This window comes from Rodentibacter caecimuris (assembly GCF_010587025.1).
GTDB lineage: Bacteria > Pseudomonadota > Gammaproteobacteria > Enterobacterales > Pasteurellaceae > Rodentibacter > Rodentibacter caecimuris.
Map to the genome: position 1 here is coordinate 151216 of NZ_CP040863.1, position 25255 is coordinate 176470.

A 25255-nucleotide genomic window follows, 5' to 3' on the forward strand; every position below is an offset into this window, starting at 1 on the left:
GCTCACACTAGGTATAGGGAATCTGATAAAATCCAAAAAACGACCAAGAAACCGACCGCACTTTTACCTATATCTACCGCTACCCGAACAGCTACGAGCCGCTGGCGCAATGTATTGACCGCAGGGATGAACAGGGCAACCGAATTGAGCACGAGATAAACTACTTCCACTGCGACCAAATCGGTATACCAAGGGAGATGACGGACAGCCAAGGCAAACTGATTTGGCGCGGGCGCTATGATGCTTGGGGTGGCTTACACTATGACCGCCACCTCGCTCAACAAAATCAAGGCCACCAACCGTTCCGCTTACAGAACCAATACGTTGACCAAGAGACGGGGTTACATTATAACTTCCTACGCTATTATGAACCGATGATGGGACGGTTTATCAGCCAAGACCCGATTGGGTTACAGGGAGGGATGAATTTTATCAGTTTGCGGATAATGCACAGGGGTGGAGTGATGCTTTAGGTTTAAGTGCAGCCGGGGCCGCAACAGGCGTTTTATCACTTATTGCTGCTGATACTGCAACTCCAGATCCAACAGATGTTGCATGGCCTAAGTGGGTTGCCTATGGAATATTGGGGGCTGCTGCGACTGGAGTGATTCCTTTATCAGAAGCTGATACAGATACTGGAAAATGTGATAAAAACCAATGTCCACCTTGTAAGACTGTGAATGGGAAAATCATTCCTGTAGGAACTATTGGATATCGTTTGGATCAGGTTCCGCCAAGTAAGCCACATTATCCATACACAGGAAGTCATTACCATTTATATAAAGCAAATCAAAATCCCAATAATTGCCGATGCTTTTGGGGTAAACACGGCATGTTAGATGTTACAAGAGGAGAAACTCCTCCAGTTGACGCAATTCCTGCAGAGCCGTTTCAATAAGGAAATATAAATGAATTATTATAATGGAATTAAAGTTAAACTTGGTGATAGAGTTACGTTATCTAAGAGTCCGGGGACAGTAGTTGCTATTATTTCTGAGAATAAATATTTAGAAGGATATGATTCTTTTGCATATTTACATAAAGGCGTTCTTATTAAGTTTAATCATTACGGTCTAATTTATTATGATGATGAAATAGAAGAAGATGTAGAGTTTATTCAAAGACAAGAATAGCGAACGTAGGGTGTGTGGATTTGAAAAATCCACACACATACTGTGAATTTTTGTGCGTAAACTGTTGGTTCACTCATCCAACGATGGCTGTCGCCAAGAAAGTTGGATTTATTCTTATGGCGCCCTGGACAGACGGATAGTCAAAGCGAAGCGGAACAAACAGGACGAATAGGAAATCCACACCATCTTCGTCTGGGCTGGTAGCCACCTGATGCAGGAAATTCACAAAGCGAAAAGTGTCCAAAACGCACGAAAAACGACCGCACTTTTACCTATATCTACCGCCACGCGAACAGCTACGAACCGCTGGCGCAATGTATTGACCGCAGGGATGAACAGGGCAACCGAATTGAGCACGAGATAAACTACTTCCACTGCGACCAAATAGGCATACCGAGGGAGATGACGGACAGCCAAGGCAAACTGATTTGGCGTGGGAGATATGATGCGTGGGGCGGCTTACACTATGACCGCCACCTCGCACAACAAAATCAAGGCCACCAACCGTTCCGCTTACAGAACCAATACATTGACCAAGAGACGGGGTTGCATTATAACTTTCTGCGCTACTATGAACCGATAACGGGACGGTTTACGACACAAGACCCGATTGGGTTGCAGGGTGGGATGAATCTTTATCGGTTTGAGGGAACGGTGCAGAATCAAATAGATCCGTTGGGATTATTTGCGCCGGCACTTGCACCGGCAGTCCCTTGGATTTTGGAAGGATTAGCTTATGTAGGAACTGCTGTGGCGGGCATTCTTATTGCGGCAGGTATCATGGATGCGAAGGAAGAGCATGATAAGGCTAGATCTTCTGCACAAAGTAAATCGGAAAATACCTCTAAATGTGATAAGAAGCAGTGTCCGCCTTGTAAGACTGTAAGTGGAAAAATAGTACCTGTAGGTACTATTGGATATAGATTGGATCAAGTTCCTCCAAGTAAACCCCATTATCCGCATCTAGGTAGCCATTATCATATATTTGAAGCGCACCAAAGCCCTTTCCCTAAATGTAGATGTTTTTGGCATGAAATACAAACAATAGATGTATCAGTTGGACCTCCTGCTGGAGCTATTCCTGTTGAATATTTTGCAATATAAGGTAAGGATATAAATTATGAAATATTATAATGGATCTCAGATTAAGTTAGGTGATAAGGCAAGTGTTCCTGGAGATATTGGAACTATTGTTGCCATTATTTCAGATAACTTATTTATGGAAGGATATGAATTTTTTAGTTACTTAAAGACAGGACTACTGGTTGATTTTCCTAAATATGGTTTAACTTATTATGAGGATAAGCCAGAGGATGATTTAGAGCTAGTAAAAAGGGAAGGAGATTAAAAACTAATATTTCTTATTCGCATAATACTACTATGACAGTCTAGGCAATCTGGCTCAAACCCACACAGCATATCCGCCTAAGCTCGCTCTATAAGAGAGCAGACGTGTTGGGAAGGTGGAGATGCTACCCATCAGCAACAAATTGCGGATGCTTGGAAGAACTATTATAAATGTAATGGTATGAAATAATATTATGGGAAAGATTTTTCAAATAAAATATAGGAATTACCCTAGTACTGGCTTGTTTATAAGTAAATATAGAAGTGACCATTATGTATGCTTAGAATACCAAAATGACTTTAAGTATTATGAGGGGACGCCTATAGATGAGATACAATTTGATGGGAAACATTCATTACCTTGGAATTTTTTTAGCATTTCAGGGCTAGATTATTTGTTACCAAGGATTTTGTATTTAATACAAAGTGAAGTTGAATGTCTATCTATATCCTTATTGGATTTCATTGTTAATATGACAATGACAGAAAGAATAGTTGAGCTAATTAATCAATTGGAATTTTCAGATTTGTCTATTTTAAATAAGATTATTGAAAACATTTTATATGAAACTAGTGAGGAGATTATATCTGAAATCGGAGAGCATTACTTATTCTTAGATTTAGAATTTTTAGCTTCAAAATTATCTTAAATTATGGTGGTAACAATCATTGTAGCTGTAACTTAAATAAGTTATTGGTTAAAAATTACTTTGAATAGTAAACAGAATTAAATAATAGATTCTGCTATAACACCAGGGACACCAACTGTTCCGCTTACAGAATCAATACATTGACCAAGAGACGGGGTTGCATTATAACTTCCTGCGCTATTATGAGCCGATGACGGGACGGTTTATCACACAAGACCCGATTGGGCTTGCGGGAGGAGAGAATTTTTATCAGTTTGCGGATAATGCACAGGTGTGGGTTGATCCGTTGGGGTTGGCCAACTGTACTTATTCTATAGAAAGACATGAACTAGCTTGTACCTCAAATGATCCTAATGACAGAAAAATATATAAGATTGACTCTAATTGTATTCATTCTGGACGTGGAGATGCTAAAAATAAAATTAGTGAGGTGAATAATAAAAACGATGGACCAATTTGGCCTGGGAAATTTAATATGTTTAGAAATACAAAGGATAAACATAAAGGTAGCGATTGGTATGCTTTACAGGAAGTTAGCTGGAATAAATTTAGTTCGCTAGGATATTATTTAGGGATAAAAAGAGGAGGAGCCAATTTGCATCTAGGTACTTTTTCTAAAGGTTGTATTACAGTATCTCCACAAGGAAAATGTAAAGAAGAGTTTGATGCAATGATATCTTTTTTAGATGAGGAGGCTAAAAAAGGGCATGAAAATATTCTAGAGGTGATCAAATGAGAAAAACAGCCCTATTTCTTTTTTTTGTAATATTAGTATTTGTTATTGCAAGAATTTATTATACTCAAGTATTTGATAATTGTATGGTTGATATAAAAATGGGGAATTTAAATGACGGAATTAAGTGTTATGAATCTATTCCTGTTATTTTTTATCCAGAGGTAAAGGATGAATTATTGAATTTATATCAAGATGTTGGGGTATCAAAGTATAAAGATGTAATAAAATAATAGAGATACCTATAACTTATCAGTTGAAAGCAAAGGTTATTTTCAAATAAATTAATATTAAAAATTTATTTGATTGTGTCTCAAATTACACTATGGATTGTAAAGCCAATATTTTGACCAAGAAACGGGATTACATTATAACTTCCTGCGTTACTATGAACCGATGACGGGGCGGTTTATCACACAAGACCCGATTGGGTTACAGGGAAGGATGAATTTTTATCAGTTTGCGCCTAATGTACAGGCATGGATTGATGTTTCAGGGGCAGTTGCACAAATAGCTGCAGGATGTGCTGCCGGAGCATTGGGAGGACCTTTGGGTTGTGCTGCGGGGGCGGGTGCTTCAGTATTATTAAGTTTTTTTGCCGTAGGCGCAGTCAGCTCACTTTTAACTTCGGATACTTGTAACAAATGCGAGGAAGAAAAGCGTAGGAAATGTAAAGAACCCACCATAGAAAATATCAAAGATGTAACAAAAAATACTCCTTACTATACACTACAATCAGGAGTATCTATACCAATGCTAAGGGATTATACACTATTAATCGAACAGGGAAGTGTTCCTCCTGCTATAAAAATGGATAATAATGTTATCGTTGAAGGTAATCATAGGATGGTTGCAGGATTGTTATGCGATCAAATTCCACCAATAGCCCCAGGTGTGGTTCCCCCATCCCAAACTTATAGGATAAAACCATTAAAAGATATAGTACCTGATATTAAGGATTGGAGATAAAGGAGGAAGTATGAAAAAAGAATGCTTTGAAGATATTTTATTTAAAATTAATAGTGAACTAATTAACTCTAATGGATTAGATCTGATTCACTTATTAAACAATAGTAAAATTATCAATCACGTTGATTTTCATCGATTTGAATTTATAGAAATGTCATTGGATAAAGTTATTTTTAATAATGTATCTTTTCGGGGGGCATTTTTTGTAAAAACTTCTTTTATGGAGTGTCATTTTAATAACTGTTCATTTATAACAGCTGGTTTGTCTGAAACCTCATTTGATAACTGTAAGTTTAATAGTTGTATATTTAGATTTACAGATTTCAATAAATGTATTATTAGAGAGTGTATATTTAAAGATATTTATTTGAATGATAGTTTTATTGAAAAATTAAATATGACAGGCGCTCAATTAATAAATGGGAATGTTTTTAACTATCTATCATAAATATTTTATTTAGGTATAGTTGTATCAATTTGAAGATGCGGTACAAAATCAAATCGATCTATCAATATGACCCGTCAGGACGTATTGAACATGTGCACACCGAAAGAAATGGCAGTGCACCACATGACGAACGGTTTCGTTTTGACCCGGCACATAATCTGATTGAGTACGACAACCAAATAATCAAAAACAACCGAATCAGCCACTATGCCGGCGTGGGTTTTACTTACGATGGCTTAGGCAACCCCCTTGAAACCACCCACGACCGGGACAATCGGGTCAGTTACCGCTACGACTTACACGACCGTCTGATAGGTGTCGAGATTACCACCCGCTACCGAAAAGAACGTTGGGTTTATTATTATGACGCACTCGGCAGACGGCTAGCCAAAGCGAGACTAAACAAACAAGGCGAGCCTGAAATCCAAACCACATTCGTCTGGGACGGTAGCCACCTGGTGCAGGAAACCCATAAGGCTCAAGTGCAAAACGCTCAAAATATCCAAAACGCACAAAAAACCGACCGCACTTTTACCTATATCTACCGTCACCCGAACAGCTACGAACCGCTGGCGCAATGTATCGGACGGAAGATGGAACGAGAGGAAACCCCTCACCGATTAGAACACGATATAAACTACTTCCACTGCGACCAAATCGGCATGCCAAGGGAGATGACGGACAGCCAAGGTAAACTGATTTGGCGCGGACGCTATGATGCTTGGGGCGGCTTACACTATGACCGCCACCTAGCACAACAAAATCAAGGCCACCAACCGTTCCGCTTACAGAACCAATACGTTGACCAAGAAACGGGATTACATTATAACTTCCAACGCTACTATGAACCGATAACGGGACGGTTTATCAACCAAGACCCGATTGGCTTACAGGAGGGATGAATTTTTATCAGTTTGCGCCTAATGTACAGGCATGGATTGATGTTTCAGGGGCAGCTGCACAAATAGCTGCAGGATGTGCTGCCGGAGCATTGGGGGGACCTTTGGGTTGTGCTGTGGGTGCGAGTGCTTCAGTATTATTGAGTTTTTTTGCCGTAGGCGCAGTCAGCTCACTTTTAACTTCGGATACTTGTAGTAAATGCGAGGAGGAAAAGCGGAAAAAATGCAATGGACAGAAAGAAATCAGAATGAGGCATTTTACTAATTCTAAGGGGATATCTGGAATTCAAGCAACGAATGTAATTATACCTAGCGATCAAAATAAAGTATTTGCAGTCCCTGCAAAGGGAAAACCATTGAGTGCAGCTGATTTTGAAAATAAATTTAAATTAAAACGGGGAAGAGCTAAACATTATGTAGATTTTGATACCTGTCCAGGAGAGTTTGTTCCTAGACTAAATTCTCTTAATAGTAAAGCGATCGAATATACTCATGATGGACCATTTTATTTAAATGGAAGAAATCCAACATACCATAGAAATAATTAGGAGTATTAAATATGAAAAAATTAACTGAAGATGATATTTTAAAATTATATTTATTATTGGATAAGTTAAATGAAATATTCCATGATCCTGATAGAGCATCAAATCAAAAAATAATAAATAGATTTGTTGAAAATTACTATCCTACTATACATAAGCTTTATTATGAAACACTTTGGAATGCTTTGAGCATTATGCAAAAAAAAGAGATTTTGGGGGAGGATTTTACTGTTGGTGTAGATGATAAAGATCATTTTATTCCACAAGAATACTCTCTTGAGGAAAAAGATCTTATGAAACTTAGAGATAGTTTATAAATATAATTTCTCGTTACATTACAACTTCCTGAGCTACTATGAACCGATAACGGGAAGGTTTATCAGCTAAGACCCGATTGGGCTTGCGGGGGGGAATAACCTGTATCAGTTTGCTGATAATGCACAGGGGTGGGTTGATCCGTTGGGGTTAGCGCGTTTTTGTACCAGACGATTACAGAATTTTCCTTTATCAACAGATTTAGATAAAAACTTTAGGGGAGGATTAGATCTAGGATTATTTCATGAACAAATCTTTTTTGATGATGGTACAAATATTGGTTATACAACAACAGGAACATTTTCTGAAGAGTCTATGAAAGGGTATAAATGCTCTAGTACTCATTTTGATGATAACGTGATGAAGAAAGCTGTTGAAAATGTAAAATCAAGAAAAATTAAGAAATACAAATTAAGTAAGGAGATGGTTGCAGAAAAAGAAGTATTTCAGTTTGGGAATGAGCAATATAATGGTGCCTTGAATAATTGCCAAGATTTTGCTACAGAGGTAGAAAAGGAGTATTATAAATTGGAGGGGGGTAATGGGTAAGTCATTAATCTTAAAAAAAATTAATATATTCATATTGTCATATGTATGTATTCTATCTTTTGTTTTTATTTTATTTGACTTTGGTATAAATTGGTATTATTTATTATGGATCATTATAGATAATGATGTATTGCTTTTTATATATACCCCTTTTGTTTTTCTTTTACTCCAAATTTTTTTGAAAAAAAAATATTTTAATGATGTATCTATATTTTATTTGATAATCAATGCAATTTTTATTTCCCTCTTATCCTATTTGTTTTTCTATGCTATTGCGATGATATTCATATTGTTAGGAATTAAAGGCGGATAATATTATTGAAGTTAATAGTGAAATTTTATACAAAACACAAGAAAATGTCTGTTAGCAATCTTGATTTAGTCCAAATAGATTACTCTATGGATTAAATGACATCTAATTCCGTGATTAAAGGGCGTTACGATACCGAACGTTGGGCATATATTATGACGCCATCGGCAGACGGATAGCCAAAGCAAAACGGAACAAACAGGGCGAACTGGAAATCCACACCGTGTTCGTTTGGGACGGTAGCCACTTAGTGCAAGAAATTCAAAAAGGTAAAAACTCGCAAGAAACCGACCGCACTTTTACCTATATCTATCGTCATCCGAACAGCTACGAGCCGCTGGCGCAATGTATTGACCGCAGGGATGAACAGGGCAACCGAATTGATCACGAGATAAACTACTTCCACTGCGACCAAATCGGCATCCCGAGGGAGATGACGGACAGCCAAGGTAAAGTGATTTGGCGAGGATGTTATGATGCGTGGGGCGGCTTACACTATGACCGCCACCTCACGCAACAAAACCAAGGTCACCAACCGTTCCGTTTACAGAATCAATATTTTGATGAAGAAACAGGGTTACACTATAACTTCCTGCGCTACTACGACCCGATAACGGGGCGGTTTACGACACAAGATCCGATTGGCTTACAGGGAGGGATGAATTTTTATCAGTTTGCGCCTAATGCACAGGCATGGGTTGATCCGTTGGGACTGGCAGTAATATGTACTCGACCATTGTCTCTGTTAACAGATGTTCCAAAATTTGGAGATATTAAGTTTGAGACATTACTTGGGACAAATATGGATCTTGCTATGAATCATACTCATATTTTCTATGGCGACAGCTCTAATTTTGAAAATGTAGATAATATAGGATATGGAAATCATGGAATATTTAAAGAAACAGACCCTAATGTAATAAAAAAATATAAATGCGATACGACCAATATTTACGATGATAATATTATGAGAAAAGCTGTAGCTAATATATCATCAAGAAAAGATGGTCTGTTTTCTAAAGGATTACAGTATGATGACGATAACTATGGGTTATTCACAAATAACTGCCAAGACTTCAAAACTGAATCTGTAAAAGAATACGATAGAATAATTAATAATAAGAGAAAAAACCTAAGAGATATTCTTGTTTAATAAAAAGGAGAGTTTATGTTGAAGAAAATTATATTAATTGATGCTATTTTGGTGGTTGTATTTTTTTTAATAAATTACTTGTTTTTAATATTAAAGATTGATTGTATATCACATATTTATTTTGTTTTTTTATTTCCTTTTGGTAGTGAGGTGGTTTTCCCTTTTTCTATATTTTCTTTAATGGTAATGTTTTTTATTAAGAAATATAGAATTTTTTACGGGATATTAAATTTAATTATTATATATCTGTTGTTTTGGTTAATATTCCTATGTGTTATTAGTATCGGGATTAGCAGGTATGGAATTTAATAAGTTAAAAAACTTCATCTATCTTATATCTTAAGTTTATTCATCAAAAATAGATAAAACACATGTAGAACAACTCACTTATGACAGCAACTGTCGTACCCAAACCCTACACACTAACCGTTCCGCTTACAGAACCAATACATTGACCAAGAGACAGGATTACATTATAACTTCCTGCGTTACTATGAACCGATGACGGGGCGGTTTATCAGCCAAGACCCGATTGGACTTGCGGGAGGGATGAATTTTTATCGGTTTGAGGGAGCGGTGCAGAATCAGTTGGATACATTAGTTCGATCTGCATTATTTTGAGGAAAATGTAGTAATAAAATCTTAGTCAGTATCAAATTTTTGAACTAAAACGAACAAAAAACAGCTAGATCCCTGATGAATCTAGCTATTCACTCTCTGTTTTGAACAGGTTTGAAATAAGGTATGGTGCGACTAGCTGGACTCGAACCAGTGACCCCCACCATGTCAAGGTGGTGCTCTAACCAACTGAGCTATAGTCGCGTTGAATGCGGTGGATAATAAACAGTTTTTTTCATGAAGACAAGTAATTTTCTTTAATGATTATTTCAAATGGTAAAAAAATAACCAGAGTCATAGGGGGGAGATATCGGGAACTCTTTTTTGATTTTGGCTGATTTTCGGCGTATAATGCGCGCCGATTTACATTACTCAAAGATGTTTGGGTAAGTTGGTTTTATTTTTTAAGTTAGCGAAATATTGACGGAGTAGAATGATGTCTAGAAGACTAAGAAGAACAAAGATTGTATGTACTATGGGGCCAGCAACCGACCGCGATAACAATCTTGAGAAAATTATTGCAGCGGGTGCAAATGTAGTGCGTATGAATTTTTCACACGGTACACCTGAAGATCATATTGAGCGTGCTGAACGTGTTCGTTCTATTGCGAAAAAATTAGGTAAGACGGTTGCAATTTTAGGGGATTTACAAGGGCCTAAAATTCGTGTTTCTACTTTTAAAGACGGCAAAATTTTCTTAAATGTTGGTGATAAATTTATTCTTGATGCGGAATTACCAAAAGGCGAAGGTAATCAAGAAGCGGTAGGGCTAGATTATAAAACCCTTCCTCAAGATGTTGTTCCCGGTGACATTCTTTTATTAGATGATGGCCGTGTTCAATTAAAAGTGCTATCGACCGAAGGTGCGAAAGTTTTCACTGAAGTGACTGTTGGTGGGCCGTTATCAAATAATAAAGGGATTAACAAATTAGGTGGCGGTTTATCTGCAGATGCCTTAACTGAAAAAGATAAAGCGGATATTATTACTGCCGCACGTATCGGTGTTGATTTCTTGGCTGTTTCTTTCCCTCGCTCAAGTGCAGATTTAGATTATGCGCGCGAACTTGCTAAACAGGCCGGTTTAAATGCGAAAATCGTTGCTAAAGTTGAGCGTGCCGAAAGTGTGGCGAGTGATGAAGCAATGGATGATATTATTTTGGCTTCTGATGTTATCATGGTTGCGCGTGGTGACTTAGGGGTTGAAATCGGTGATCCTGAATTAGTTGGCGTTCAGAAAAAATTAATTCGTCGTTCACGTCAATTAAACCGTGCAGTGATCACGGCTACACAAATGATGGAGTCCATGATTAGTAACCCTATGCCGACCCGTGCGGAGGTTATGGACGTGGCGAACGCTGTATTGGACGGTACTGATGCAGTAATGCTTTCAGCTGAAACGGCTGCCGGTCAATATCCGTCAGAAACTGTTGCAGCAATGGCGCGTGTTTGTTTAGGTGCGGAAAAAATGCCTAGCATAAATGTGTCTCGCCATCGTATGGACAAAGAGTTTGATGATATTGAAGAAGCCGTTGCGATGTCAGCCATGTATTCTGCAAACCATATGAAAGGTATTGCAGCAATCGTGACTTTAACCCATACCGGTCGTACTGCATTATTAATGTCCCGTATTAGTTCGGGTTTACCGATTTTTGCCTTGTCCCGTAATCAAGAAACCTTAAACCTTTGCGCATTATATCGTGGTGTTACTCCGGTATTCAGCGATGCTGAATCTCGTAGCTCAAATGGCGCACAAACAGCAATCGCGTTATTAAAAGAAAAAGGCTACTTAAGCTCGGGCGATTTAGTGTTACTCACTCAAGGTGATGAGTTAATGAAGCATACTAACGTATGCCGTACTTTAATTGTTGAGTAATAAACGGGGTGAGATAAAAAGAGCGGTGGGTTTTCCTACCGTTTTTTATTTTCTCTTGGGAATAAAATCGCCTCGAAAATTATGCATAAATCACTAAAGTGATTTATTCACCCCTTCGGAGCCGTTGGCAAAGCCAACGTTCAAAAAACTTTGTTTTTTGTGACCGCACTTTTTTCTTAAACCTCCTCTCTATTTGCGGTATCATAAACGCCAATTCTTTTTGTATTTCAAATTATCTATGGCCTCGAAACCGCAAATTACCTCATCAGATAAACAAACTGCACAAGTTAGCATTCCTCCTCATTCCCTTGAAGCCGAACAAGCCGTATTGGGTGGTATTATGTTGAGCAATCAACATTGGGACGGCATTGCCGAGCGTGTAATTGCCGATGATTTTTACACCTTTGCACACCGCGCAATTTTTCAAGCAATGGAAGATCTCATACGAAACCAATCGCCCATTGATTTGATTACACTTGATCAGGCACTAAAAAATAAAGGAATCAGTGAAGAGGTCGGGGGCTTTGCGTATCTTGCCGAGCTGTCGAATAATACGCCAAATGCCATCAATATTTTAGCCTATGCGGATATTGTTCGAGAAAAAGCGATTTTGCGCGAATTAATTTCCGTGGGAAATCGTATTGCGGAAAAAAGCTATTCCCCCAAAGGGCAAGACATCAAATTGATTTTGGATGAAGCGGAACGGGAAGTTTTTGCCATTGCTGAAAAGCGGAGTTCTTCTAATGAAGGGCCGCAAAATGTAATTAGTGTGTTACAGAATACGATTGAACGCATTGATACCTTGAGTAAAGTAAAAAATCATTCCGGTGTAACCGGAGTAACAACAGGTTTTACGGATCTCGATCGAAAAACGGCGGGTCTTCAGCCTTCCGATTTGATTATTGTCGCCGCACGTCCTTCCATGGGGAAAACGACCTTTGCGATGAATTTATGTGAAAATGCCGCCATGGCAAGTGATAAGCCTGTATTGGTATTTAGTTTAGAGATGCCGGCGGAACAAATTATGATGCGTATGATTGCTTCCCTTGCCCGAGTGGATCAAACGAAAATTCGTACCGGTCAAGGTTTGGATGAAATTGAGTGGAATAAAATCAGTAGTGTATTCGGTATGTTTAAGCAGAAGAACAACCTTTATATTGATGATTCTTCCGCCTTAACACCAACGGAAGTGCGCTCTCGTGCACGCCGTGTATATCGTGAAAATGGCGGGCTCAGCCTCATTATGGTGGATTATTTGCAGCTTATGCGCGCACCGGCATTTTCCGATAACCGTACTTTAGAAATTGCGGAAATTTCGCGCTCGTTAAAAGCGCTGGCGAAGGAATTGGAGGTACCGGTCATTGCCCTTTCTCAGTTAAACCGAACCTTAGAGCAACGGGCGGACAAGCGTCCGGTAAACTCGGATTTACGTGAATCGGGCTCCATAGAACAGGATGCCGACTTAATTATGTTTATCTATCGTGATGAAGTTTATAACGATAATTCTGAGGATAAGGGCGTAGCGGAAATTATCATCGGAAAACAAAGGAATGGTCCGATTGGTCGAGTACGTTTGAAGTTTAACGGACAATTTTCACGTTTCGATAATCTAGCAGAACAACGTGAATATCATGATGACTATTAAGGAAAAATAATGAACGTAAAACCGGCAACCGCAAAAATTAGTTCGCGGGCCTTAAAACACAATTTAGCAGTGATTAAACAAAAAGCACCCAATAGTAAGATTATTGCAGTGGTGAAAGCCAATGCTTATGGGCATGGTGTGGTATTTGTGGCATCGACCTTAGAGAAGGATGTTGATTGTTTTGGGGTAGCGCGTTTGGAAGAAGCACTTGCATTACGTTCAAACGGTATCACAAAACCTATTTTGTTATTGGAAGGTTTTTTTGATGAAAAAGATTTGCCGGTTCTTGCGGTAAATAATATTGAAACGATTGTTCACAATCATGAGCAACTTGAGGCATTAAAACGAGCAATTCTGCCAAGCCCAATTAAAGTGTGGCTTAAAATTGACACCGGAATGCACCGTTTAGGGGTTGCGCTTGATGAGGTAGATTGGTTTTATCATGAACTTAAAAAACTCCCTCAAATTCAACCGCACTTAGGTTTTGTCAGTCATTTTAGCCGGGCTGATGAGTTGGAATCCGATTATACACAACGTCAAATTAATCGCTTTTTATCGGTAACTCAAGATAAATCGGGAGAACGCAGTATTGCTGCCTCAGGGGGAATTTTATTTTGGCAAGCCTCCCATCTGGATTGGATTCGTCCTGGGATTATTATGTATGGTATTTCACCAACGGATACCGTGGGCGCAGAATTTAATTTAACTCCCGTAATGAATTTAACTTCCTCCCTTATTGCCGTACGCACCCACAAAAAAGGTGAACCGGTCGGTTATGGCGGGATTTGGACAAGCCCGAACGATACAAAAATTGGGGTTGTCGCTATCGGTTACGGCGATGGTTATCCGCGCGATGTTCCGGAAGGTACTCCCGTGTATTTAAATGGGCGTATCGTGCCGATTGTCGGTCGTGTGTCTATGGATATGCTCACCGTAGATTTAGGTTGGGATAGCCAAGATCAGGTTGGTGATGAAGTGATTTTATGGGGTAAACAATTACCTATTGAAACCGTCGCCCAATTTACCGGTATATTGAGCTATGAATTGATTACAAAATTAACGCCACGCGTTATAACCGAGTATGTAGACTAGTTTTTAATTAATAGAGGAAATAACGATGAAAAATATTAATCCGACGACGACTAATGCTTGGAAAGCATTAGACATTCACCAAACCGAGTTGGCAAATATCACTATCCAAGATTTATTCCGACAAGAAAAAGATCGCTTTAAAGATTATTCATTAAACTTTCAGGATCAAATCTTAGTTGATTTTTCAAAAAATAACATTAATCAACAAACCCTTTCTCTTCTTCGACAATTGGCTCAAGAATGTTCATTAGACAGTGCAAAAGAAGCCATGTTTAGTGGTGAAAAAATTAACCGTACGGAAAATCGTGCCGTATTACATACCGCACTTCGCAATCGGGCTAACACACCGGTGATGGTGGATGGCAAAGATGTCATGCCGGAAGTGAATGCGGTTTTGGCAAAAATGAAGGATTTTTGTCAGCGTGTGATTTCCGGGGAATGGAAAGGTTATACCGGTAAAGCAATCACCGATGTGGTGAATATCGGGATTGGCGGCTCGGATTTAGGCCCTTATATGGTAACCGAAGCATTACGCCCTTATAAAAATCATCTCACAATGCACTTTGTTTCTAATGTGGACGGCACGCATATTGCAGAGACGCTGAAAAAAGTCAATCCGCAAACCACGCTTTTCTTGGTTGCGTCTAAAACTTTCACGACGCAAGAAACTATGACAAATGCTGAAAGCGCACGTGATTGGTTATTGGCTTCGGCACAAGATAAAAGTGCGGTAGCAAAACATTTTGCGGCACTTTCTACCAATGGCAAAGCGGTAGCCGAGTTTGGTATTGATACCGATAATATGTTTGAGTTTTGGGATTGGGTTGGCGGACGTTATTCTTTATGGTCTGCCATTGGTTTATCCATTGCGCTTTCCATTGGTTTTGACAACTTCGAGCAATTGTTAAGCGGGGCGCATGAAATGGATAAACATTTCCGTACCGCACCAATCGAACAGAATATTCCAACCACGTTAGCGCTTGTCGGATTGTGGAACACTAATTTTTTAGGCGCACAAACGGAAGCAATTTTACCTTACGATCAATATTTACACCGTTTTGCCGCTTACTTCCAACAAGGAAATATGGAGTCAAACGGTAAATATGTGGATAGAAACGGTAACACCATTAGCCATTATCAAACCGGCCCAATCATCTGGGGCGAGCCGGGTACAAACGGTCAGCACGCCTTTTATCAATTAATTCATCAAGGCACAACCTTAATTCCTTGTGATTTTATTGCACCGGCACAAAGTCATAATCCATTGGCGGATCATCATAACAAATTACTTTCTAACTTCTTTGCCCAAACGGAAGCCTTAGCATTTGGTAAAACAAAAGAAGAAGTAGAAGCGGAGTTTGTGAAAGCGGGTAAATCCTTAGATGAGGTAAAAGAGATTGTTCCGTTTAAAGTGTTTAGCGGTAACAAGCCGACCAATTCTATCTTGGTGCAAAAAATTACGCCGTTCACTTTAGGGGCGTTGATCGCCATGTATGAGCATAAAATCTTTGTTCAAGGCGTGATTTTTAATATTTTCAGCTTTGACCAATGGGGCGTGGAATTGGGTAAACAACTGGCTAACCGTATCCTGCCGGAATTAGCGGGAAGCGAAAATGTGTCAAGCCACGACAGCTCAACAAACGGATTGATTAATCAATTTAAAGCGTGGCGATAAAATAAATTAGAGTGAAAAGTGCGGTCGATTTTGACCGCACTTTTTATGAAAGAGATTATTTTTCTTTCCAGTAGCCGATCCATTCTTTCAATAGTTGCATATTTTTCGCTAATGCACCGCCTTGCGGAATAAAATGCATCATATTTAACCCGTATTCTTTAGGCGTAATCCCTTCGCCGACACTCGCCGGTAACACCTCAAATCCCTGTTGTTGGAAAAGCAAGGTTGCACGTTGCATATGCCATTCATTGGTAACAAGAATAATTTTATTGATATGCTCTTTTTCCAATATTTGTTTGGTAAAGAGCGCATTCTCTTTGGTGGTTAAGGCGTTAGGCTCAATCCAATTTGTCGGTATATGAAAGAAATGTTGTAATTCTTCCGCTGCAATTTTTGCTTCGATTGCACCGCTCGGGCTTGCTCCGGTAATCAAAAGCGGTAAGTCCGTTTCTTTTTGTAAATACGCCGCATAGCGTAAGCGTTCAAGCTGAATTGCGGTGGAAGCAAGCGGCGCATAAAGCTCTTTGCTATCGCGCAATCCGCCACCCAATAGCACGATGGCTTGGGCATTTTTGTAGTCGTTGAGTGTTAAATTGTCTTCCGTAATTAAGCTGTCTTTTAAGCTTTGTGCTGTGAAGGGAATACTCAATATATAAAGTAGGGCAAGCCCAAGTGCGGTCGAAATTCGGCTTAGTTTTTTGCAATTAAACCTTGCCAAAATCAATGCCGCCAGCCATAAAATTAAAACATTGAATGGCGGTAATATCATGGCGGTGATGAGCTTTTTGATTTCCATCATTTTTTGTCAATTTCCACAAAATCAATATTTTTTGTCCATAAATTGGCATAGCCGGAATTTTTACCGTAAGCGTTATCGCATACTCGGTTTGGAATTTCCAGTAAGCAGGAGAAAATATGGCCGTGTAAACGTGTGGTTGTTACCTGATCATTTTGTAAAAATACCTCGGCGACGCGATTTACAATACGTTTGGTGTAAGCAAACCAAAATTGATGGAAACGGTTTTTTAACCAAGCCCAGTTTTGTTGATTGGCAAATTTACTTATACGCCAACCGAGCGCCAAAACGATACTGTCTAAACGGGAGAGAATATCATCCCAATCTTTCACATTTGAATTTGCCGGCAGGGTAGCAAGGATATTTTTTTCTACGTCACTGGCTTCAATGTCTTTGCGTAAAAAATAAAGTTGTTTGCCGGTGTTGCCTTGTTTTGTCGGCAAAGTGCCGTAAAGTTGGTGTGCCATATCCGGTGATAATGACACATTTGAGGAAAATTGTTTGAAACTTTCCGCTGTGCGTTCATCACGGGCAAGTAAGTAACAATCTGCGTGTTGATTGAAAAGTGCGGCTGATTTTTCGAGATTTTTTTGCTCTTTAAAATACAGCGTTTGTGGTAACACAATGATACGGTTATTGGGGAAATGTTGAATCATTGCCTCTCGAATTTTTTGGTGTTGCGGGTAGAGATCACCGAAGTTTCCACCACCGTGTAACAAAATCGTTGTATTCGGGGTAATCTTTTGTTTTATCTCATTAATATCTATATCAAACTCACAACGTTTTAATCTCACACGGATATGGTGATCTTTAAAAAATTGTTCCGTTCCGTGATAGATCAATAAATCTCCGACATTCAAATGCAACGGATAATCAAAGTAAAACACGTCATTTTTATCTTTGATTAAATCCGCAATAGGAGCGAGTTGTTGCTTTAGCGAAACTAATGTTGAATTCATTTTTTTACCTTTTTCAAAATATAGCCAAATAAGAAGGCTTTTTCTGTCCGATTTAAACCGATTAATAACATCACCGCAATCAGCCCAAATTCCAATAATACCGCCTTAGCGAGAAATTCAGGGAAAGTATAAATGCGCTGGGTATCTGACAAGTAAATGAGCCCGATTAAGTAGGCAAATACGATGCCGATATTAAGTAAGTATGTGACAAATTCTTTTCGGTTAAATTGAATTTTTTTGTTAATAAAATAGAAACGGTAGATTTGCATGATAAGTGCGGTAGAAAATCTGCCGATAAAGGCATAGATCGGGTTATAACCGAGAGTAAATAAATAATAGGCGAGCGGCACGGTACAAAGATCAATGATGGCAATGACAATATTATATTGCTTAATTTTGTTTGTTCCGATAGCCAACGCTGTCATCCAAAATGATCCCGCCATGGCACTAATCAGCGAGCATAACAGGGTAATTTGCACTAATTGTTGCACATATATCGGTAAATGATCACCTAACCAGAAGGTAAGCAACGTGTGAGGAAAATAAAGTACCGGAGCGGATAAAATCGCAATGAGATAAAAGGAATATTTTGATGTGCCGAGAATAAGCTTTTTATTGCGTTCGTAATCTTTTGCCGCATAAGATTGCACAAGTTGTGGGTTAAATGCCACTTGAAAGTTATTCACAAAGCTATAAATCGCGCTATCCACTTGGGTGGCGATGCCTACGGCAGCATTGACGGTGACCCCAAAAAACAGGTTGATGACCATATTTAAGCCTTGTGTTGAGGCGACATAAGCCGTTTGCCCGAGTAACATCCAACCGGAAAAACTTGCCATTTCCTTTGTTTTGCTAAAATCTTTGTAGAAACGAAAACGGGTTTCACTATAAAAGGTGCGGCGGGTAAAATTAACATAAAGTACAAATACGAGCAGGCTCACCCCAAGTAATAATAGGCTATAACTGATTAATTTATCGTATTGTTCAATTTGCATTAAAATAAAGATAGCAGAGAGTTTAAATGCCGTCTCACTCAAGCCCAGCCAAGCATAAAATGACATTCGCTCATGGGCGACAATCATGGCATTGAAAGGAACTTTAATAATTTCAATCAGGGCAATGAGAAGAGCAATTTGATAGACAATATTGGCAGCATGCATTCTTTCTGTCGGAATATTGAGTTTATGGTTTAAAAACCAAAGCCCCACGGTTTCCGCCAACACTGCCACGACAAGCATAATAAAGAGATGATTTAAGATACTTATATTAAAAATAATATTGACACGGCTTGAATCATTGGAAGCTTTTTCCACATTAATAAAACGTTGGGTGGTTGCCGTCATCGTACCGTTAAAAAACGAAAACAAAATCACCACACCCATGACAATGTTATAAATCCCGAAATCTTCCACGCCTAGCACACGTAATACAACACGTGAAATATAAAGCATTGCTCCCATATTAAAGAGCATACGGATGTAAAGAAATAGGGTATTTTTCGCAATGGTTTTGTTCGACATTATGACTGATTTTCGCCTTAAAATTGGTGGGGAATTATAGATTTCTTTAGTATAATCAGCAATCTTTTATGCAACTATTTCCCATTTGATTAATCAAATAGACGATACCGTTTTAGTCGAGATAATAATGAATAAATATTTGATTTCCTTAGATAAAGATGAACAGCGACGTACGCTTTTCTTTTCGCAAGCCGATACGGCGGATTTTTGTGTATTTTCCGCAATCAATACAATGCAACGTGAATGGGAAGAATTGGCGCAGCAGTTTGATTTGGCTCAATTTGAACGGCATTACGGGCGTAAAGTGACGAAAGGTGAAATCGGTTGTACGCTGAGTCATCTTGCCGTATATCGTTTAATCGTGGAAGATGAATCGGTGGCGGAGGATGATTACGCCTTAGTGTGCGAAGATGATGCTTTGCTTGCGCCAAATTTCCAACAAAATTTGACCGCACTTTTAAGTCAAAATAACGCCATGCCGATTGTGCTTATCGGGCAATCAAAAATTGCTCAATTTAATGATACTGAGTTGGAAATTAATTACCCGACGACTTTTTCATTTTTATGTCATAAAGCAGATGATGTGGTTTATGCCTATCCCTATAAAAGTTATTTTGCCGGTACGGTAGGATATTTAATCAAAAAATCTGCCGCCCGTGCTTTTCTTAAGCAACTTGAACAGGGGAAACCTTTTTGGCTTGCCGATGACTTTTTGTTATTTGAAACGCGATTTGCTTTGTCGAATCAAGTGGTTCGTCCGCTGATGGTGATCGAAAATCCGAAATTAGTAAGCAATCTTGAGGCGATTCGCGGTTCGCAAGCGAATAATCTTGTCAAAAAACTGATGAAATATCCGCTGAAAAAAATAATGGCAATTCAGAAAAATTTAGGAAAATAAATGACCGCACTTTTTAATCTTTTCTATATCTATGATCCGTGGTTTTTCCATGTGGTGCGTATGTCTTTTGTGGTTGGCTTGCTTGCCTTGGGCGTGTTGTTTTATCGCTATATAAAGAAAAAAAACACGCAAGGTATTATTGTGCCAATGGATAGCTTAGCCGTACTGTTAGGACTAATTTTATTGAGTGTGATTCCGCTACTGATCAATACGACAAGCGATTTTTCAGTGATTATTATGTATGTGAAATCACTGATTTTATTTATTTTCGGTATTGGGTTTTATAACGTTTTCTATGCGATACCCAATGGGCAACAGCTGCTTGTGCGTGATTTACAAATCGGGGTTGTGGTGCAATTTGTATTTGGCATATTAGCCTTGTTTGGTGTGTCATTTTTGGTGGATTTTTTGCTTTCAACCAATGCGGTGTTACCGGCAAGATTTTATGGTTCGGAACAGGAATACCGCCTGTATAACATCACGGCGACAGCCTTTTTCCAACTGAGTTTATTTTACTTAATGCTGTTCCATTTTTTATTAGCGTATAACGCAAAACATAGCAGTATTCTGAGTGTTTTTATATTTTTGATGCTCTGTATCGGGTTGATTTCCGGTAGAACCTTTTTGTTGCTTTCCGTAGTGAGTATAGCCGTGTATTTTAAATGGCGATATGTCCCATCGTTGATTGCATTTTTGCTATTGGTGCTGGGATTGGCTTATTTTGCACCCAAAAATCCTTATGTCGCTCATGCGCTAGAGCCGATCATTAATTTGTTGCACGGCGCCGGTTTTGTGAGTTCTTCCACTGATACTTTAGTCAAAAATCATCTGTTTATGCCGACCTTGAAACAATTTATCAGCGGTGATGGAATGTATATGACAGGGCAGTTAGAGAGCGGGCGTTATTATGGCCATACGGATTCCGGTTTTTTACGCCAAATTTTATACGGCGGCGTAGCTTACGCACTGGTTTGTTTTTTTGTCACATTTTATTTTGTACGCAAAGTCGCCCTGAATTGGTTTGATGGTAGTTGGAAATTTATTCTTTCCGCTTTTGTGATTCTTACCGCCTGCAATATTAAAGCCGATACCTTCGCTTTTCCGGGCATTATGTTTGTGATGTTGATGTTTTTGTCATTATTTGGCGTTCACGGTAAACAACGTATTTTCTTAGTACAGAATGAGGAAAAAAATGTTTAGTATCATTGTACCGTCTTACAATCGAAAATCGGAAATTCCCGCTTTATTGGAAAGTTTAGGGAAGCAAACCAACAACGATTTTGAGGTGGTGATCGTTGATGACAACTCGCAAGAACCTGTTGTAGTGGAGCAATCTTATCCCTTTAAGGTAAACGTGATTCGTAATGAGACCAATCAGGGGGCTGCGGAAAGCCGAAATATCGGTGCTCGTGCAGCAACGGGGGAATGGTTGTTATTTTTGGACGATGATGATCGATTTGCTGAGAATAAATGTGAGAAATTGGCTGAGGTGATTAGCGAGCAACCCGCTATTAATTTTATTTATCATCCGGCGAAATGCGAGATGATCAATGAAGGATTTAGCTACGTGACCAAGCCGATCCCACCACAAGAAATTAGTGTGGAACGTATCTTACTGGCGAATAAAATTGGCGGTATGCCGATGGTGGCGGTGAAGAAAGATCTTTTCTTAAAAATTGGCGGATTATCTACCGCACTTCGCTCATTGGAAGACTATGATTTTTTGTTGAAATTAGTTAAAGATCCAACGTTTAAGCCTTATAAAATAGGCGAACCTTTGACTTATTGTACCTTCCATACAAAACGTGCCAGTGTTTCAACGGACACCAGCAATACTGAAAAAGCCATTGATTATATTCGTGAACACTATGTGAAAACCGCAGAGCAGGCGCATAATTTCAACATCAACGCCAGCTATATTTTGGCTTATCCGCATATCATGAATTTGTCACGCAAAGCAGCATATTATTATTTTGATATTTTTAAACAAACCAAAAGTATTAAACAATTAGTGCTTGCGATGATTGTGCTTATTTCGCCGGAACTGGCTCTGAATTTGAAACGGTTTATGTAATAGAAAGGATAGTCATGAAATTTTCAGTTTTAATGTCTTTATATATTAAGGAAAATCCACGATTTTTACGGGAATGTTTTGAAAGTTTGTTAGCTCAAACCCATCAGGCGGATGAAATTGTGTTAGTGTTTGATGGGGCGGTTACTCCGGAATTGGAGCGCGTTGTCGCTGAGTTTGAAAAACAGTTACCGTTAAAATTAATTAAATTGCCGAAAAATCAAGGATTAGGCAATGCGCTAAATGAAGGATTGAAACATTGTTCTTATGACTGGGTTTTCCGTATGGATACGGATGATATTTGCGTGCCGGAACGTTTTGCCAAACAGGTGGCATTTATCGAACAACATCCCGACACAATTATTTTTGGCGGACAAATTGCCGAGTTTGGTGAAAATGTAAATGATATTGTTGCCTATCGCCGTGTGCCGACAGAAGCACAGGATATTGTGAAATTTACTCAAAAACGTTGTCCTTTTAACCATATGACGGTGGCATATCAAAAAAGTGCGGTGATAAATTGCGGGGGGTATGAGGATCTGCAAGAAGATTATTATTTATGGATTAAACTTGTCGCACAGCAACAAGCGGTGGCAAACTTGCCCGATATTTTAGTTTATGCACGGGTAGGCAATGGAATGGTCGGACGTCGCCGAGGATTGAATCAGGCTAAGGCGGAGTGGCGGTTATTTAAATTAAAATATCGTTTGGGCATACAAGATTTCGCCTCAGGATTATTTATTTTTATTTTACGATCCGCTTCCCGTTTATTGCCGACCTCATTATTAAAAGCGGCTTATAACAAATTTTTAAGAAAATAAAAATGATGTTGAAGGAAAGAAAACCAATGAAAAAAATTTCGTTATTATCAACCGCACTTTTATCTTGTTTACTCGTAGGCTGTTCCGGCAGTAGTCAAAGCACATCGGCTAAAAATATTCCTACAATTAGTCGTAATGCGGTTTATTCTAAGCCGCGCACACTGGGTAACTTTAATGATTATGTTCAATTTTTAAAAGGTAAAGCTGCGGCGGAAGGCGTTTCTCTTGCTACCTTAAATGCACAAAATAATATTGGGTATATGGAAAAAGCCGTGGCGTTAGATCGTGCGCAAATGGGGCGGTTAGTAAAACGTAATCCAAACCAACCTCCGGTGTTGAATCCGAAGGGGACCACTAATTATCTCAATAAAGTACTCACGAACAATAAAGTGAGTGTGGCTGAAGAACGTTATTGGGAAGTCCAACTTCCACTTCAACAGGCTAGCCGACGTTATGGCGTACAACAAGAATATATTCTTGCTTTATGGGGAATGGAAAGTAGTTTCGGGCATTACCAAGGAAACTATGATGTACTGTCCGCCCTAGCGACCCTAGCCTTTGACGGCAGACGTGAAGCCTTGTTTAGTAGAGAGTTCGTCAATGCGATGAAAATGCTGGATAGTCATTATATTCAGCGCCCTAGAATGTTGGGTTCATGGGCGGGAGCAATGGGGCAAACCCAATTTATGCCAAGTGCTTTCTTAAATTATGCGGCTGATGGTAACGGTGATGGGGTAAAAGATATTTGGACAAACCAATTTGATGCTTTTGCGTCCATTGCAAATTATTTACATACCGTAGGTTGGGACAATAAATTGCCTTGGGGTATCGAAGTGACATTAACCCAACCCATTGATTTATCCCTTTCCGGTATTGAGAAAAATAAAGCCCGTTCTTTGCGTGATTGGCAAGCTCAAGGTGTGATACCAACAAGTTTTGGTGCAGAAGAACAAGCAAAACTGACCGCACTTTCCCATACGGATCTTTGGCTTGTGCGTCCGGATAAACAGGTGGGGAGAGCATTTTTAGTGTCGAATAATTTCCGCACGATTTTAGATTGGAATAAATCCAATTATTTTGCTGTGAGTATCGGTATGTTTGCCGATCAAATTAAGGAAAGAGTAGGGTTATAAAAAACAGCGGTCAAATTGACCGCTGTTTTTTGGTTTGATTAGGTAAATTATTTTGCAGCCGGTGCTTGAGCCGGTTGTTCTGCGTTAGGTGCAGCCGGTTGTGCCGGAGCCGGGTTGAATTTAGCTTCAATTTGTGCGCCAAGTTCCGCTAAAGATTGCATTTTGTTTTGCAATTCAGCCGCTTTTTCAGCGTAGGCTTTTTGATCTGCTTCGGTTTTCACGTTTGCTTGAGCAACCAATAATTGGCTCGCAAGAGTCAATACTTCTTTAGTTTGATTTTTTGCACTGCCGATTAAATCGGATTTCAGATCAAGAGCATCTAAACTTGCAATGCTTGCTTGAACAGTTTTATTAAACGCTTCAATTGCAGCTTTTGCTTTATTTTCATCTTTTGCTTCAGCGGCAGCATTTAATTCCTGTTGAAGTTTTTGCTGATTTTGAGCTTGCACTACACCTTGCTCTTGGTTCCACGCGATTAATTTTTCGTAATCCGCTTTTTCTTGTGCTTCCGCACTCATTGCCGGTGCAGCTTCAGCCGCTTTTGCCGCCTCTGTTTGTTGGGCTGCTTCAGGTTTAGCCGTATCTGTCGTTTTGTCTGCCTTATCACAAGCAGTTAAAAATAAAGCAAACAATGCAGTTGCAGTAATTTTTGTTAATTTGTTCATAAAAAATAATCCTTTAAGTTGAAATTAAAAAGTATTCCTTGGATGATTAAATCCACGGATTCCTGAGACCGCTTATTTTCAGATTAGTTTAAAAATTTTTCAAGAAATTTATTTTAGCGTAGGGACAAACTCGGATAAGGCTTTTATTTCCTCTTCGCTTAAACGTTGTTTTGCCGGATTGCCGGCTCCAATGATATTTTCTTTTTTGCGCTCAAAAAGTGCGGTTGAAATTTCCTCTGTTTTTAATTGATTGATGATTTTAGATTCACCCATTGCCGCTTTCTCGCCTTTTTTCCCGTGACAAGTGGCGCAGGAACGTTTGTAAATCTTTTCTGCTTTGGTGAAAACAGGACTATTAGCGCTCTCGGCTTGAGCAAAAAAAGCAATACAGAGCAAGCCTACGAGAAATAAATGAAGCCCTTTCATTGATGATCCTTT

The 25255-nt window shown here is 39.1% G+C and carries 28 protein-coding genes, 1 tRNA gene and 2 pseudogenes; 25 read left to right on the forward strand and 6 right to left on the reverse strand.

The features are described 5' to 3' along the window. Positions 1 to 197: 197 nt before the first annotated feature. The 16 genes and pseudogenes from FEE42_RS12705 to FEE42_RS12730 all read left to right on the forward strand — a co-directional run. Positions 198 to 473, forward strand: coding sequence for an RHS repeat domain-containing protein (locus FEE42_RS12705; protein WP_237184442.1), 276 nt, complete (start codon positions 198 to 200; stop codon positions 471 to 473). Between the two features lie 435 nt (positions 474 to 908). Beyond that, positions 909 to 1133: a hypothetical protein gene (locus FEE42_RS00705; protein WP_164027457.1), complete on the forward strand. Its 225-nt coding sequence runs from the start codon at positions 909 to 911 to the stop codon at positions 1131 to 1133. Between the two features lie 360 nt (positions 1134 to 1493). Continuing rightward, on the forward strand, positions 1494 to 2237 hold the full coding sequence (locus FEE42_RS00710) for an RHS repeat domain-containing protein (protein WP_418067226.1): 744 nt from the start codon (positions 1494 to 1496) through the stop codon (positions 2235 to 2237). A gap of 16 nt (positions 2238 to 2253) precedes the next feature. After that, positions 2254 to 2481, forward strand: a complete 228-nt coding sequence (locus tag FEE42_RS00715; protein ID WP_077550065.1) for a hypothetical protein — start codon at positions 2254 to 2256, stop codon at positions 2479 to 2481. Between the two features lie 90 nt (positions 2482 to 2571). Further along, the gene (locus tag FEE42_RS12990) at positions 2572 to 2670 is read left to right on the forward strand and encodes a hypothetical protein (RefSeq protein WP_135969254.1); all 99 of its coding nucleotides are present in this window, start codon (positions 2572 to 2574) and stop codon (positions 2668 to 2670) included. A gap of 4 nt (positions 2671 to 2674) precedes the next feature. Then, positions 2675 to 3130, forward strand: a complete 456-nt coding sequence (locus tag FEE42_RS00725) for a hypothetical protein (protein ID WP_077550066.1) — start codon at positions 2675 to 2677, stop codon at positions 3128 to 3130. 115 nt (positions 3131 to 3245) lie between these two features. Further along, entirely contained in the window at positions 3246 to 3866 is a 621-nt protein-coding gene (locus FEE42_RS12710; RefSeq protein ID WP_257792979.1) for an RHS repeat-associated core domain-containing protein, read from the forward strand. Continuing rightward, positions 3863 to 4096: a hypothetical protein gene (locus FEE42_RS00735; RefSeq protein ID WP_164027458.1), complete on the forward strand. Its 234-nt coding sequence runs from the start codon at positions 3863 to 3865 to the stop codon at positions 4094 to 4096. Before FEE42_RS12710 ends, FEE42_RS00735 begins: the two co-directional genes overlap by 4 nt. 118 nt (positions 4097 to 4214) lie before the next feature. Beyond that, positions 4215 to 4832, forward strand: a pseudogene (locus FEE42_RS00740) (RHS repeat-associated core domain-containing protein); the annotation flags it as partial. A 10-nt stretch (positions 4833 to 4842) separates the two neighbouring features. After that, on the forward strand, positions 4843 to 5280 hold the full coding sequence (locus FEE42_RS00745) for a pentapeptide repeat-containing protein (RefSeq protein ID WP_164027459.1): 438 nt from the start codon (positions 4843 to 4845) through the stop codon (positions 5278 to 5280). 35 nt (positions 5281 to 5315) lie between these two features. Then, the gene (locus tag FEE42_RS12720) at positions 5316 to 6182 is read left to right on the forward strand and encodes an RHS domain-containing protein (RefSeq protein ID WP_164027460.1); all 867 of its coding nucleotides are present in this window, start codon (positions 5316 to 5318) and stop codon (positions 6180 to 6182) included. Continuing rightward, positions 6179 to 6727, forward strand: coding sequence for an HYD1 signature containing ADP-ribosyltransferase family protein (locus FEE42_RS12725; protein ID WP_164027461.1), 549 nt, complete (start codon positions 6179 to 6181; stop codon positions 6725 to 6727). The genes FEE42_RS12720 and FEE42_RS12725 overlap by 4 nt, the downstream gene beginning before the upstream one ends. Before the next feature lie 11 nt (positions 6728 to 6738). Continuing rightward, a complete protein-coding gene (locus FEE42_RS00760; protein WP_206023155.1) occupies positions 6739 to 7041 on the forward strand; it encodes a hypothetical protein in 303 nt (100 codons plus the stop codon). A 142-nt stretch (positions 7042 to 7183) separates the two neighbouring features. After that, positions 7184 to 7588 (forward strand): hypothetical protein, encoded by a 405-nt coding sequence (locus FEE42_RS00765; protein WP_164027462.1) that lies wholly within the window; start codon positions 7184 to 7186, stop codon positions 7586 to 7588. Between the two features lie 452 nt (positions 7589 to 8040). Next, positions 8041 to 9051, forward strand: coding sequence for an RHS repeat domain-containing protein (locus FEE42_RS00770; RefSeq protein ID WP_237184446.1), 1011 nt, complete (start codon positions 8041 to 8043; stop codon positions 9049 to 9051). A 438-nt stretch (positions 9052 to 9489) separates the two neighbouring features. Next, a pseudogene (locus tag FEE42_RS12730) lies at positions 9490 to 9672 on the forward strand (RHS repeat-associated core domain-containing protein); the annotation flags it as partial. 124 nt (positions 9673 to 9796) lie between these two features. Here FEE42_RS12730 and FEE42_RS00780 read toward each other — a convergent pair. Continuing rightward, positions 9797 to 9873 (reverse strand) — tRNA-Val (locus FEE42_RS00780). A 232-nt stretch (positions 9874 to 10105) separates the two neighbouring features. On the opposite strand from FEE42_RS00780, the gene pyk reads away from it, so the two are divergent. The 4 genes from pyk to pgi all read left to right on the forward strand — a co-directional run bounded on the left by pyk (position 10106) and on the right by pgi (position 15954). Beyond that, on the forward strand, positions 10106 to 11542 hold the full coding sequence (gene pyk / locus FEE42_RS00785; protein WP_059365315.1) for a pyruvate kinase: 1437 nt from the start codon (positions 10106 to 10108) through the stop codon (positions 11540 to 11542). A gap of 238 nt (positions 11543 to 11780) precedes the next feature. After that, complete coding sequence (locus FEE42_RS00790; RefSeq protein ID WP_059365314.1) at positions 11781 to 13187, forward strand: replicative DNA helicase; 1407 nt, start codon at positions 11781 to 11783, stop codon at positions 13185 to 13187. Positions 13188 to 13196: 9 nt separating this feature from the next. Then, complete coding sequence (gene alr / locus FEE42_RS00795) at positions 13197 to 14279, forward strand: alanine racemase (RefSeq protein WP_164027463.1); 1083 nt, start codon at positions 13197 to 13199, stop codon at positions 14277 to 14279. A 25-nt stretch (positions 14280 to 14304) separates the two neighbouring features. Continuing rightward, positions 14305 to 15954, forward strand: coding sequence for a glucose-6-phosphate isomerase (gene pgi / locus FEE42_RS00800; protein ID WP_164027464.1), 1650 nt, complete (start codon positions 14305 to 14307; stop codon positions 15952 to 15954). Between the two features lie 55 nt (positions 15955 to 16009). Here the strand turns inward: pgi and FEE42_RS00805 are convergent, their stop codons facing one another. From FEE42_RS00805 to FEE42_RS00815, 3 genes are read right to left on the reverse strand one after another with little or no spacing between them, the layout of a single operon-like run. Further along, positions 16010 to 16753: a YdcF family protein gene (locus FEE42_RS00805; protein WP_164027465.1), complete on the reverse strand. Its 744-nt coding sequence runs from the start codon at positions 16751 to 16753 to the stop codon at positions 16010 to 16012. After that, the gene (locus tag FEE42_RS00810; RefSeq protein WP_164027466.1) at positions 16750 to 17709 is read right to left on the reverse strand and encodes a polysaccharide pyruvyl transferase family protein; all 960 of its coding nucleotides are present in this window, start codon (positions 17707 to 17709) and stop codon (positions 16750 to 16752) included. Before FEE42_RS00810 ends, FEE42_RS00805 begins: the two co-directional genes overlap by 4 nt. Next, complete coding sequence (locus tag FEE42_RS00815) at positions 17706 to 19229, reverse strand: lipopolysaccharide biosynthesis protein (RefSeq protein ID WP_164027467.1); 1524 nt, start codon at positions 19227 to 19229, stop codon at positions 17706 to 17708. The genes FEE42_RS00810 and FEE42_RS00815 overlap by 4 nt, the downstream gene beginning before the upstream one ends. A 127-nt stretch (positions 19230 to 19356) precedes the next feature. Between FEE42_RS00815 and FEE42_RS00820 the strand changes: the two genes are divergently transcribed. From FEE42_RS00820 to FEE42_RS00840, 5 genes are read left to right on the forward strand one after another with little or no spacing between them, the layout of a single operon-like run. Next, positions 19357 to 20127, forward strand: coding sequence for a glycosyltransferase family 25 protein (locus FEE42_RS00820; protein ID WP_164027468.1), 771 nt, complete (start codon positions 19357 to 19359; stop codon positions 20125 to 20127). Continuing rightward, positions 20128 to 21327: a hypothetical protein gene (locus FEE42_RS00825; protein WP_164027469.1), complete on the forward strand. Its 1200-nt coding sequence runs from the start codon at positions 20128 to 20130 to the stop codon at positions 21325 to 21327. Beyond that, a complete protein-coding gene (locus tag FEE42_RS00830; protein ID WP_059365306.1) occupies positions 21320 to 22201 on the forward strand; it encodes a glycosyltransferase family 2 protein in 882 nt (293 codons plus the stop codon). Before FEE42_RS00825 ends, FEE42_RS00830 begins: the two co-directional genes overlap by 8 nt. Before the next feature lie 14 nt (positions 22202 to 22215). Then, the gene (locus FEE42_RS00835) at positions 22216 to 23019 is read left to right on the forward strand and encodes a glycosyltransferase family 2 protein (RefSeq protein ID WP_059365305.1); all 804 of its coding nucleotides are present in this window, start codon (positions 22216 to 22218) and stop codon (positions 23017 to 23019) included. A gap of 26 nt (positions 23020 to 23045) precedes the next feature. Further along, positions 23046 to 24152 carry a lytic murein transglycosylase gene (locus FEE42_RS00840; protein WP_059365304.1) on the forward strand — a complete coding sequence of 369 codons (1107 nt, stop codon included), beginning with the start codon at positions 23046 to 23048 and terminating at the stop codon, positions 24150 to 24152. 47 nt (positions 24153 to 24199) lie between these two features. Here FEE42_RS00840 and FEE42_RS00845 read toward each other — a convergent pair whose 3' ends face one another. Both FEE42_RS00845 and FEE42_RS00850 read right to left on the reverse strand, forming a co-directional pair. Further along, the gene (locus FEE42_RS00845; RefSeq protein ID WP_059365303.1) at positions 24200 to 24817 is read right to left on the reverse strand and encodes a hypothetical protein; all 618 of its coding nucleotides are present in this window, start codon (positions 24815 to 24817) and stop codon (positions 24200 to 24202) included. Positions 24818 to 24925: 108 nt separating this feature from the next. Then, positions 24926 to 25243: a c-type cytochrome gene (locus FEE42_RS00850; RefSeq protein ID WP_059365302.1), complete on the reverse strand. Its 318-nt coding sequence runs from the start codon at positions 25241 to 25243 to the stop codon at positions 24926 to 24928. Positions 25244 to 25255: the final 12 nt, after the last annotated feature.